Origin of the sequence: Nostoc sp. NOS(2021), assembly GCF_017115025.1 — a bacterium.
Classification (GTDB): domain Bacteria; phylum Cyanobacteriota; class Cyanobacteriia; order Cyanobacteriales; family Nostocaceae; genus Nostoc.
In genome coordinates this window covers 1-13,045 of the sequence record NZ_JABXKM010000129.1, presented here as the reverse complement: position 1 = coordinate 13,045, position 13,045 = coordinate 1, and the positions used below count along the sequence as shown (strand labels likewise).

At 43.1% G+C, this 13,045-nt stretch carries 4 protein-coding genes; 2 read left to right on the top strand and 2 right to left on the bottom strand.

The window, feature by feature from the left end:
- Positions 1-121: 121 nt before the first annotated feature.
- Together HWQ41_RS16630 and HWQ41_RS16625 are read right to left on the bottom strand one after the other, a co-directional pair.
- Positions 122-2,707 (bottom strand): adenylate/guanylate cyclase domain-containing protein, encoded by a 2,586-nt coding sequence (locus HWQ41_RS16630; protein ID WP_292764848.1) that lies wholly within the window; start codon positions 2,705-2,707, stop codon positions 122-124.
- Between the two features lie 563 nt (positions 2,708-3,270).
- Entirely contained in the window at positions 3,271-10,392 is a 7,122-nt protein-coding gene (locus HWQ41_RS16625; RefSeq protein ID WP_292764846.1) for an AAA family ATPase, read from the bottom strand.
- Between the two features lie 181 nt (positions 10,393-10,573).
- Here HWQ41_RS16625 and HWQ41_RS16620 point away from each other — a divergent pair, with 181 nt between their 5' ends.
- Together HWQ41_RS16620 and HWQ41_RS16615 are read left to right on the top strand one after the other, a co-directional pair.
- On the top strand, positions 10,574-11,314 hold the full coding sequence (locus tag HWQ41_RS16620) for a cytochrome c biogenesis protein CcdA (protein ID WP_292764844.1): 741 nt from the start codon (positions 10,574-10,576) through the stop codon (positions 11,312-11,314).
- Positions 11,315-11,472: 158 nt separating this feature from the next.
- Entirely contained in the window at positions 11,473-12,873 is a 1,401-nt protein-coding gene (locus HWQ41_RS16615; RefSeq protein ID WP_292764842.1) for a cytochrome c biogenesis protein, read from the top strand.
- Positions 12,874-13,045: the final 172 nt, after the last annotated feature.

The window sequence follows — 13,045 nt, the reverse complement described above, 5'->3', positions numbered from 1 at the left end:
CGAGTTCCGAACACCAAACTCCGAGTTCCGAACACCAAACTTTGAGTTCCGAACACCAAACTTTGAGTTCCGAACACCAAACTTCGAGTTCCGAACACCAAACTTCGAGTTCCGAACACATTTATTTTTCCAGAAATGTCCAGACTCCTTCATCCCAATCTGATTCTGTTGGGGGTGATTGTAACCAATGCTGACAACGCAACAGATGCAACATCGCAGCTTTGTCCTGATTGTCTGCTGCCAAAACATTAGCAAACTCAGCTCTTGCAAGATAAAACTCCCGCTTGAGGTAATACTCGCGCCCTTTCTGATAGTGCTCAATCACTTGCAATTTTTCGCTTTCAATCGGATTGGAACGCAAACCCAGTAATTCATATATGGCTACTGGCTCATTTCTGCCCTTGACACGAATGTAATCTAGTTCCCTAGCCCAAATATAATCTTGGCATGGTTTAAAAGTGTTATAGCTAATAATAATATCGCAACCATACTGTTTACTGACACTTTCTAATCGGGAGCCAAGATTAACACCATCGCCAATGGCGGTAAATTCCATTCGCTTACTAGAGCCAATATTCCCACTAATCACGGTATCAGAATTGATGCCAATGCCGATCTTGATTTTGGGCTTATTAGCTGCGTGGCGACGTTGATTAAATTCGTGCAGCCGAACGCGCATTTCTAAGGCTGTTTGCACTGCCATCCAAGCGTGTTCTTCTAAGGGTAGAGGAGAACCAAACACAGCCATGATGGCATCGCCGATGTATTTGTCAAGGGTGCCTTTATGTTTAAAAACTGCCTCCACCATTGATTCAAAATATTCATTGAGCATACTTACCACTTCTTCTGCTTCCAAGCTTTCCGTTAAAGTGGTGTAGCCGCGAATATCGGAAAATAAAATCGAAACTTCTTTACGAGCGCCTCCTAGTTTAGCATCATCCAATTTCAGCAATTCTTCGGCTAATTCCTGGGTCATGTAGCGGTACATCGTACTCTTGAGCCGCTTTTCATCACTGATATCTTCCATCACCACCAGCGCCCCACGGATTTGCTCTTGGTCGCTAGCATCGGCAATTGTGTTAATCGATAAATTAATACTGTGCGGTTTTATGCTAGTACTTATGAGTGTGCGATCGGGGTAATATTGCTGGCGGCCTTTTAAGTCAACTGCATGTAAAGCATCCTGATACCACTTGCTAAAGTCACCTTCTTTGAGGACGATGACATCAGTAACTAATTTTCCTTCTAAACGGTCTTCTGGTTCCATTCCTAGCAAACGCTTGGCACTTTCATTGGCGGCGATAATTAATCCAGTTTTATCAGTGGAAACCACTCCATTGGAAAGACTACGCAGAATATCCCGTTGCATTTGTTCTTGTTGCTTGACTGTGGCAAACAACTGGGCATTTTGCAGCGCTACTCCGGCTTGAATATTAAAAGCTTCCATGAACTCTTCATCGTTGCGGTCAAAGCTAGCTTGGAAGCAGTCGGGAGCTTTGGGCCAATCAGCTGGATTATAAGGTGGAAAATCACCAGATTTCTTTTTATTTACGAGCTGGGTAACGCCAATTAGTTGTTCATCGCCGTTAAACACTGGCATACAAAATAAGCTACAGGTGCGGTAGCCATTTTGCTGGTCAAGTTGTTGGGCTGTCTCCGAGTCAGGATTGTCGTACAAGTCAAAGGCAATATTCAGTTTCTTGCCAGAAACCGCCACTAAACCAGCAAAGCCTTTACCTATGGGTACTCGTAACTCCTTAGTTGAACCATCGTCCTGGGTGATTTTCGTCCACAATTCATGACGATCGCGGTCTATTAACCATAGGGTACTGCGATCGGCATTCATCAGTTCCTTGGCTTCATCCATCACCCGCTTCAGGGTGTCTTCTAAGTCGAGACTGCTTTGAGAAAGGGACTTGATCGCCTTCATCAGCGCCGCCACTGCTCTTTGTTTTTGAGTGGCGATATAAAAAGAGCGCGAGGATTCTAAAATCAGACGAATCGAAGGGGCAAATTCTTGAAATAATTCCTCATCAGCATAGATAAAACCTTTGGTATCAATGCGCTCTGCAAGTGGAGCATCGGAATTATTAACAGATTTTAATTTATTTAGTAACTGGACTACCGCAACTAACTTTCCATGTTCATTCAACAATGGCAAAGCCAGCATGGTGTAAGTGCGGTAGCCAGTTCTTTTTTCTTGTTCTTGGGCAAAATGCGATCGCGGGTCACTATAAAAATCAAAGGGAATATTGATCACTTCCTTGAAGGTGGCGACTTCCCCAGCAATGCCTTTATCGGCGGGGATGCGAATTTCTAAAGAGCGATGACCCTCCCCCTCAGCCAGAATTGACCAGAGTTCTTTTTTTTCTTCATCCAATAAAAATATCGTCGTCCGGTCTGCCCCCAGTAATTCCCCGGTTTTTAAGGTAATCGAATGCAACATTTCTTGCAGAAGAGTTTCAAACCCCTGAGAATCCAGCATTGATAGGGTTTGATGGACAATCTGTAATTTTTGCTCGACTTCCTTAACGACTTGTTTAAAAGTATCCTGAGTCAGGGGAGCAAGAAACGTAGAAAAATTTCCTTTTCTTGTGGCAAGAGCGCCCACAGGAGCAGAATTTGCTTGTAATTCGAGGTTTTCTTGGTTGTGAATACCAATAATCAAATCGGTGGTCTCCCCAGAACTTACTTGATACACTGACATAATTGGTATTTTATATAGCAGGATGAGATTTTAGATTTAACAATGAAATTAAATTTATGTAAGTGGTGCTAAAAGCAACAATTGCTTGATATTATCCATAGTTTAATCGCTTGTTTAGCTAGCGTCATCCTGTGGAGGAAAGCGGAGGTCAATTCAATACGGTTTGGATAAGACTTGATCCCCCCTAAGCCACGCCAGTCGCTCATGGGGGAAACCCCCAAGACCGCGCTGGCTCCCCTTAAAAAGCTACGGTGTACACACAAGTCCTAAAAACCTTGCTTAATGAGGTTTGACTCGTTCCCATACTCCGTATGGGAATGCATTCATTGAGTCTCTGACTCAATATTTAACTGGATGCAGCAGCCCCTAATCAGCCATTCCCATGCTCTGCATGGGAACGAGAGAACAATGGTCAATCGAGCTTTTTTGGACTTGTGTGTACACCGTAGCCTTAAAAAGGGGGGAAATAAGCGGTTTTTTGCCCCCCTTTTTAAGGGGGTTGGGGGGATCTTCGAGGGATTAATATGCCTAACCGAACCGTATTGTCCGGTCTCGGGCCTCCTTCAATTTTGCAATAAGTCTAATAACGCGATCGCTTTCACTAATTCTTCTGGATCTACAGGCTTGGAAATATGCTGTTGAAATCCGACAGCGATCGCTTGCTGATGATCCATCTCACCAGCATAGGCAGTTAAAGCGATCGCTGGAATTGTCCCGCCTTGCTCTGGTTCCAGACTCCTCACCTGTCGCATCAGCATATAGCCATCCATTTCTGGCATCCCGATATCGCTGATGATCAGATTTGGCTGGGATTGACTCAGGGCAGTTAAAGCTGCAATGGCTGATGCTGCAACGGTAACAGTTGCACCATATTGCTCTAGCATGAAGGGCAAAAATTCTCGCATATCTGCATCATCATCCACCACGAGAATCTCTAAGCCAGACAGGGGCAAAGACTCAGCCGCCACAAGTGAGGAGTTATCTTTTGCATCCTTGATTCCTTTGCTTTCATCCTGTAAACATGGAATTCTGACGGTGAAAGTTGCTCCTTGTCCTTCGCCCAGGCTTTCTGCTTGAACAGTTCCCCCGTGAAGTTCTACAAGATGGTGGACGATCGCTAATCCTAAACCTAAACCGCCAAATTTTCGAGTTGTGGCACCATCTGCTTGACGGAAATAATCAAAGACATAAGGTAAGAACTCAGGTGCAATCCCCTTCCCTGTGTCAATTACGCGGATTTGTACCTGTGAGCCGACTTGCTCTAATTTAATTTTTACCTCTCCCCTGGTGGGAGTAAACTTAATGGCATTAGAAAGGATATTCCAAATGACTTGTTGCAATCGATTGGCATCGCCTAAAACTGGCCCAACACCAGATTCAAGAATTGTCTGAATCTGGATAGACTTGGCCTGTGCAGATAAACGCACTGTCTCGATCGCAGCTTCAATCACTGATACCAAATTAATCAGGTCGAAGTTGAGGTTAAGTTTACCCTGAAGGATGCGAGAAACATCAAGCAAATCTTCAATTAATTCAGTTTGCAACTTGGCATTGCGCTCAATGGTTTCTAGGGCGCGATCGCTTGTTGCTTGATCAAGCTTGCGGCTCCGCATCAGTTTTGCCCAACCCAAAATCGGGTTAAGCGGTGTTCTCAGTTCATGGGATAGCACAGCGAGAAATTCATCTTTGATGCGGTTTGCTGATTCCGCAGCGCTTCGTGCAGTTCGTTCAGCTTCATAGAGATGGGCGCGAGCGATCGCTTGGGCGCATTGTTGAGCAACAGCCAAGATAAACGCTTGATCTTCCCCACTAAGTTGTTGAAGCTTGGCAAATCCCAAAGTTATACCACCAACTGCCCAACCTTCTACCATCAATGGAATAGAAATCCAGGCATTAAAATCATATTGGGCGTAAGTTTCTGCTAAATGCGGGTAACGAGCTACCCGATTTTGTATTGGTTCAGCCCAAATAGGTTGCCCAGTCCGCACAGCTTCTGCTAAGGGAGAAGGTGAATCGATGGCAAAATTACGCCAAGCCTCCACCAAATCTTGCTTAAAGCCAACCGCACGCACAATTTCCAGTTCAGTTTTACTTTCATTCAGCAAGGCGACGAGGACACAACTGGCTCCCAAGGCAGCCATACTCTGCTCTACAATCACTTCAGATACTTGGGCTGGTGTCAGCGATTCTGAAAGGGCAGCCGTGATCGATTGGAGACGGGCAATGCGCTCCAAAGCTCTTTCTGCCGTTTTTTGTGCCTGCTGCGCTTCTTGGTAAAGGCGGGCATTATCGATGGCGATCGCCGCTCGATGGGCAACATCTTCCGCTAGTGACAAGTCAGCCGTGCTGTAACGACGTTCTGATTCAGCAGTCACAAAGGAAATAGCACCAAAAATCCGTCCGCGTGCCATCAAGGGCAAGATTATACAAGACTTTAAACCAAGTTCACGCAGAATCCACAGATGTTCTGGATCTGGGATGGCTGCTGCTAGGGCTGCATCTGAAATCTCAGCTACCATTTCAGCTTGTCCTGTACGCAGCACTTCCGGCACACCTCCAGGTGCATCTAACTTTCTCGGATAAAGCTGATAAAGTTGCCAACCGAGTTTCACTTTCTCTGGATCTCGGTGAGCAACTGCTACCCGATTAATTGATTGGTTGTCTTGCAGGAGATCAACGCCGCACCAATCGGCGAAGTAAGGCACAACTAGGTTTGCCACACTTGCTAGCGTGCTTTCGTAATCGAGGGAAGAGGCGAGTGTTGCACTGACTTGAGCCAAAAACGTTGCTCGTTCTTGATCGGCTTCTGCTTCTTGTCGGGCGGTTTGCTCTTGAATCAGTTGGATACGTTCGGCTTCAGATTGTTTGCGAGCGGTGATATCAAGCACAACACCACTCATGTGTGTGGCTTTACCTGCTTCGTTAAAAAAGGCTTTTCCCCGACAGGCTGCGTAGCGGATACTGCCGTCATCCCGAATAATTTGATATTCTAAATTATGCTCTACGCCTTCGTTAATCGCTCGACTCAACGATTCAGCCAGCAATCCTCGCTCATCTGGATGCAGACGAGCTAAAAGTGCTTCGGAAGTCCCAGCAAAGGTTTCAGGTGTTAACCCAAATAGTTGATAAATCTGCTCATCCCAGTTAAGGCGATCGTTGGCAATATCCCAACTCCAAACACCGATTTTGGCAGATTTCAAAGCGAGGTTTAGTTGTGCTTGGCTGTCTTCTAGACCTTGATAAAGACGAGCATTTTCTAGAGAAATGGCAATTTGAACTGTCAAGATTTCCAGTACCGAAAGTTTGTCCTGTGTAAAGGCACTGGAGATCAGATTGTTTTCTAAATATAAAATACCAAGTAATTTCGACTGACGAGCGATCGGCAAACAAAGTACAGATTTAGGTTGCTTTTGAATTACATACTCATCTTTGGAAAACAGATTTTGCTCAGTGGCATTCTGCAAAATCACTGTTTCTTGAGTTCGCTGGACATAATTCAGCATTGATTGCGGAATAACCTGTGAAATTTCACCCTTTAATACAGCTAGAGAAACATTCAGCTTTTCTGCTTGGGGATTAACCTTAGCTTCTACTTCGATCACCAGATGTTGCTCGTGTTCAAGCAACAAATAACCAATTTCTGCTCCTGCTTGCTCGATGACAATTTGCATTAATGTCTTCAACAACCGCGAAAGAACAATTTCACTAGATATGGTTTGAGACGCTTTAACTACTGATAAAAAGTCTAGATGTTCACCTGTGGTGATAAACGTTCCGTTAGAGACAAGCTGTTGTTGTGGCAATAGCTGAGGATAGGATTCTTCGAGGTGCTTGACTTTAGCAGATGCCTCCCAGCGCATATAGGCATTTTTAGCTGCTTGCAAGTAGGTTTTGGCAATTAATTTAAACTCCTGCTCCAAGTAAAACTTCGCTCCTAGCTCATTAGCTAAAGCTTCATATTGCACAAATCCCTGCTCACTGGCTGAAGCAATTGATTGCTCATACAGGCGCATTGCTTCCAAGTCCCGACCTTCAATCTTAGCTATTTCAGCAGCTACTAATTGAGACTTGTGTAAGAAGTTTGCAGGGCAGTGGTTAGCCCAGTATTGCAATTGCTGCTGATGGGATTCTAGGGTTTGCAAAAACTGTTCTTGTTCTTGAGAAGTTACTGTTAGATAAAGAGCCGTGAGAGTTAGTGAGTAATATAAAATATAATCTGTTTCAATTGGTAATGCCAGTGTTGTCACTGGAAGCTGGGATAATTCTAAGGCAGAATTCAATGCCTCTGTATACTGTCGATATGTAAAAAAGATAATTAATTTGATAATCTGATAAAAAATAATTCCACTGACAAAACCTGCATCTGTAATAATAGACAAAGCGCCTGATTCATCAAAATTATCATCACTTAGAGTCAGATTATGGTAAGTGAGTCCACGCAGATTCATCAGTAACATCTGCTGTAATCGGATTGTCTGATAGACAGCCTCATGTTTAGACTGGCGGGCAAAGGTGGTGTATTTTTCTAGAGATTTATATGTATCTGCAAGTGGAGAGCCTAACTGGATAATTTGCCAAGAACCTTGATAGCCGTTGTAGTTTGCCATCGTCACATCGCCTGCTTCCACACAGCCGATAAATCCCCGCTCTAAAAAGGGAATATCGGTAGCAATATGGTTACACCAAACGTTGATATGACTTCCATGAATGTGTAGAACAACTCCTCTAAGTTTCAAGTCATGCAACTTTTCATTTAATTGAATTGTCATCTCAGAAAATGCGTAGCCTGTAGGAATATCATGGAAGATGGAAACTAATAACATGGCGTACATACTGTAAGCAAAACAGGAATCTTCCGTATTCCCAAACTGGAGTGAGTAGTTAACTGCTTTGAGTACAACTAACGGAAAGATATGAGGTCTACCGAGATAAGTAGGTGGCCCCAAAGTCGTTAACAGACTAATCAGTGTCTTAATATTTGGATCTTGGATTATCGGAGCATTAATTAAATCAGAGACTTGTCTATCACCTAAATTTATTAATACCTGGTTTTTCTCAATAGCTATCGCACTTTGCACTTGCTCATTTGAATCAGGGAATGTCACCCCAAAAAGTTCTAAAGCTTCTAATCCCAATGTCAGCGCTTCTTCATACCTACCTGCAACTTGATAGAGTCTGATTTGCAGTATATAAATATTAGATTTGTCCACATGAGATTCGGCTTTTAGCAATAGTAGCTCAAATAATTCTTCCGCTTGCTCTAAATTTCCTGTTAAGAATTCACACTCAGCCCGTTCTCTAAATAAAGTAAATGTTTGTTCATATTGTTCAATCCAGGCATTTTCAGCCAAAAGATTCATGGCAACGCTAAAAAACTTTTTAGCAGGAATGTAAGCGGTAGAAGCTTTTGCCTTCTTACCAGCGATTAAATTTAATCGTACCAATTCATCTTTTTCTATTTGTTCAATAATCAGATCCACCGCGAGATTAAGCTGATTGACTAAATTAAAAATTTGCTCATTCACTTGTTCATGACTAGCATTCTTGAGCAAAAGTCGCCCAATCTTCAGGTGAACAGCCGACTTTGATTCATCGGCAATTAAGGCATAAGCAGCTTGTTGAACTCGATCATGGTAGAAACGATAGTTTTTCTGGGCAGTTTCATCTGACTCAATCGAGATAATTAATCCTCTTAAAATTGCTTCAACAAGTGCATTTGCCGTTTCTTCGATAGATTGTTCACCAACGATCGCTAAAACTTCTAAATCAAAGCGATTACCGATACAGGAGGCTAATTTAAGCATCTGTTGAGTTGCAATTGGCAGTTTTTGCATCCGCCCAATCATCAGAGTGACAATATTATCTGTAATACCTTGGGCTTCAATCTCAGCTAGATTCCATTGCCACCCCCCTACCCCCCTCTGTCCCCCCTTACTAAGGGGGGACAGAGGGGGGTAAAAATTCAGTAAATTTTCTTGATGCAGTGTTTTCAGAAATTCATTAATAAAAAAAGGATTACCGTCAGTTTTTTGGATAATCAATTGAGCAAGGGGTTCTACTTGTTCTACTGAACTATGTAAGGTATCAGCAATTAACTGATTGACATAGACAAGATTCAACGGGGTAAGGATAATTTCAGTCGTTATTGCTCCAGACTGGCGAACCTTCTCTATCATCAAATTGAAGGGATGTACAATATCTATTTCGTTATCTCGATACGCCAAAATGAAGCAGATATACTGGATACTAGAGCCAGTAATCACAGTTTGAATTAAATTCAAAGTAGCGCTATCTGCCCACTGCATATCATCCAAAAAGACAGTGAGTGGATGCTCTTTTTGAGCAAAGACATTGATAAAATTCTGAAACACCAAATTGAATCGGTTTTGAGATTCGGCAGGCCCCAACTCTGGTATAGGAGACTGTTCTCCAACGATTAGTTCAACTTCTGGAATTACATCTGTGATTAGTCTACCATTGTTTCCTAATGCTGCTTGTATTCGCTTTTTCCAGGTAGCAAGTTGATCTTCAGGTTCAGTAAAAATTTGTCGAACAAGTGTTTGAAAAGCTTGAACAATAGTGGAATAAGGAATATCTCGTTTGTACTGATCAAACTTCCCAGAGATAAAAGCACCGCGTTCTCTGACAATGGGCTTGTGAATCTCCTTCACAATAGAAGATTTACCAACTCCAGCATAGCCAGAAACTAATACGAGTTCTGGTTTTCCTTGGCTAACAACTCGCTCAAATGCTTGTAAAAGCTTGGCAATCTCTTGTTCTCGCCCATACAATTTTTGAGGAATTTGAAAGCGCTCTGAGATATCTTGCTCACCCAAAACAAAAGATTGGATTTCTCCGGTTGTTTCCAATTGCTTTAAGCACCGTTCCAGATCAAATTGCAAACCTAAAGCGCTCTGATACCTCTGTTCTGCAACCTTCGACAGCAATTTCATGATGATGTCACAGAGCATTTGCGGAATATCAGAGTTCAGCTTTGTCGGGGATAGCGGAGATTTGGCGATATGACAATGCACCCACTCTAAGGCGTCTTTGCCTTGAAATGGTAGCTGACCTGTGAGCATCTCATAAAAGGTGACTCCTAGTGAATACAAATCGCTGCGATGATCAATTCCTCGATTCATCCGCCCGGTTTGCTCAGGTGACAAATAAGGTAAACTGCCTTCAATGCGACTGGAACTGCTAACTATTTGCTGCTGGTATGGAATGAAGGCAGCAATTCCAAAATCGGCAATTTTAACCTGATTAGTTTCGAGGTTAACTAAGATATTTTGCGGCTTAATATCCTTGTGGACAATGTTATAAGTGTGGATTTGTGCGAGTTTGCTAGTGATTTCAATGGCAATCTTCAGAAACGGCACAGGCTGTTGAAATTGGTCTAGAAACTGGTCGAGCGATCGCGCCCCAAAATCCTCCATAATTAAATAAGGAATTCCCTGGTGCATCTCTAAGGCGTAGGCTTTGAGTGCTGCTGCGGTGTTTAACCTTTGAGCGATCGCATACTCATGTTTAAGTTGTTCAATATTATTCGGTGTACACTGTTCTGGACGTAGCCCTTTGATAATTACCGGACACTGATCTTTAAGCTTAATTCCACGGTATATGACTGCTTTTACCCCTGCTTTTAACAAAGTGACAATTTGAAATCCGGGTAATGCAATCATCATGCCAAATACTCCAGGCGTGCTTCTTCAGGGATAATGCGAGATTAATTGTATTTTAGATACATTTCTTTGCCCAGGTTAAATTTAGATGATATCAGGTTCAGATAATGAGTTCTGCTGACTCTACAGCCAAAAATAAGCTACAATTCAAGCAGAGTAAGCATTTCCCGCTCAGAAACTTTCCATGCTTGATAACCTGCAAACCCAAATTTACCAACTAGAACAATTTGCCAACAGCCTTGTTTCTAACCAACTGACACACCTTAGCGTGATCAGTATTGGTATCATCTTTGCAGCTGGCTTGCTCACGAGTCTCACACCCTGTATGCTTTCTATGCTACCAATTACCATTGGTTACATCGGCGGTTATGAAGCGAAAAGCCGTCTGCAAGCAGCTGCCCAATCAACTTGGTTTGCTTTCGGATTAGCAACTACATTGGCAGGGCTAGGGATTATAGCAGCTTTTGTGGGAAAAGTCTATGGTCAAGTGGGAATTGGTTTGCCGATTATCGTCAGCATTATCGCCATTCTCATGGGGCTGAACTTACTAGAAGCACTACCTTTGCAATTTCCATCCTTGGGTGAAACCAATTGGATTTCGCCAAATTTACCAGCAGGATTGCGTTCCTATTTGCTGGGGCTGACTTTCGGCTTAGTCGCATCCCCTTGTAGCACGCCTGTTTTAGCGAGCTTACTGGGTTGGATTGCCAATACACAAGACTTAATTTTAGGCGCTGTTTTGCTACTTTCTTACACAGCCGGTTATGTAGCACCCTTGATTTTGGCGGGTACTTTTACAGCTTCAATTAAAAAGTTACTGGAATTGCGTCGCTGGTCTGGTTGGATTAATCCAGTTAGTGGGGCGCTGTTGGTAGGATTCGGTGTATTTTCCTTAATTTCTCGGATTCCCCTTGGCAGTTTTTAATACTTTAGAACTTACGCAAAAATACACGCTGTAGGGGCAATTCATGAATTGCCCCTACCTGAAAATCATTATTTTCGGCTATTGTTTGCGTAAGTCCTGTTCTTGATAGTGCCTGATTGAGATTTATTTATCAATACCTTTGTTAGATTTTACACGTAATGACTTTAGAAGATTCAGCATCCAAAGAATTAAAATGGTGGCTAATACCTGGGCAGTTCTTACGGCAAGAGCTTTTGCCTGTACTGACCAACTTAAGATTAGCGATCGCACTACTGCTATTGATTGCAATCTTTAGCTCCACCGGTACTGTAATTGAGCAAGGTCAGTCACCCGCATTTTACCAAGCCAACTACCCAGAACATCCAGCTTTATTTGGTTTCCTAACTTGGAAGGTAATTCAGGTAGTTGGGTTAGACCACGTATATCGTACCTGGTGGTTTCTGGCATTACTCATCTTATTTGGTACTAGCTTAACTGCTTGTTCTTTTACCCGTCAGTTACCAGCCTTAAAAGCTGCCCAGCGCTGGAAATATTACGAAGAACCCCGGCAATTTCAAAAGTTAGCTTTAAGTGCAGAACTAGATACTGGTTCTTTGAATTCCCTCACCCAAATATTACAGAAACGCCGCTATAAAATTTTTCAAGATCAAGAAAAAGAAAATCTCCTTTACGCCCGTAAGGGAATAGTCGGACGCATCGGCCCAATTATCGTTCATATTGGCATCGTCGCTATTCTGCTAGGGGGAATTTGGGGGGCGATGACTGGGTTTCTGGCTCAAGAAATGGTTGCTAGTGGCGATACATTTAAAGTGACAAATATTGTAGATGCTGGCCCCTTAGCAGCAGCCCAAGTCCCGAAAGATTGGTCTGTGCGCGTCAATCGTTTTTGGATTGACTACACACCATCTGGCGGCATTAATCAATTTTATTCGGATTTATCTGTCTTAAATAATCAGGGAAAGGAAGTTGACCACAAGAAGATTTTTGTCAACGAGCCTCTGCGCTATCATGGCGTAACTTTGTATCAAACTGATTGGGGACTTGCAGCTGTTCGCGTCCAATTTAACAACAGCCCGATTTTTCAGCTACCGATGGCAAAATTGAACACCAATGGTAACGGGCGCATTTGGGGCACTTGGGTTCCGACTAAACCGGATTTGAGTGAGGGTGTCTCTCTGTTAGCCAAAGACTTGCAAGGGATGGTATTAATTTATGATGCTACTGGCAAACTCGTTGATACTGTCCGCGCTGGGATGTCCACCGAAATCAATGGCGTGAAGCTGAAAATTCTGGATGTGATTGGCAGCACTGGCTTACAAATTAAAGCCGATCCAGGCATACCAATTGTTTACTCAGGGTTTGGCTTGCTAATGCTGGGTGTAGTGATGAGTTACTTTTCCCACTCACAAATATGGGCATTGCAAAAAGGCGATCGCTTGTATGTGGGTGGCAAAACTAATCGCGCCCAAGTTGCTTTTGAACAAGAGATTTTAGAGATTTTAGATCGCCTGAGTTCACAGCCAAAAAGTGAGGAGAAAGAGACGGCGATTGAAGTTTAAACGCTCCAGAGGCGCAAAGTAAATCGCAGAGTAACGCAGAGGATTACTTTGTGTACCTTTGCGTTTCAAAAGACCTCTTGCAAAAGTCCCCTAACACCCCACCCGCAGGCAGTGAGGGGAGACTTTGACGTAAGTCAAAGGCGGGGTGGGGTTCTTTTTTTGATTTATGCAA

Coding starts and splice junctions, on each gene's coding strand:
- HWQ41_RS16620 (WP_292764844.1), top strand. CDS start 10,574: ATGCTTGATAACCTGCAAACCCAAATTTACCAACTAGAACAATTTGCC.
- HWQ41_RS16630 (WP_292764848.1), bottom strand. CDS start 2,707: ATGTCAGTGTATCAAGTAAGTTCTGGGGAGACCACCGATTTGATTATT.
- HWQ41_RS16625 (WP_292764846.1), bottom strand. CDS start 10,392: ATGATGATTGCATTACCCGGATTTCAAATTGTCACTTTGTTAAAAGCA.
- HWQ41_RS16615 (WP_292764842.1), top strand. CDS start 11,473: ATGACTTTAGAAGATTCAGCATCCAAAGAATTAAAATGGTGGCTAATA.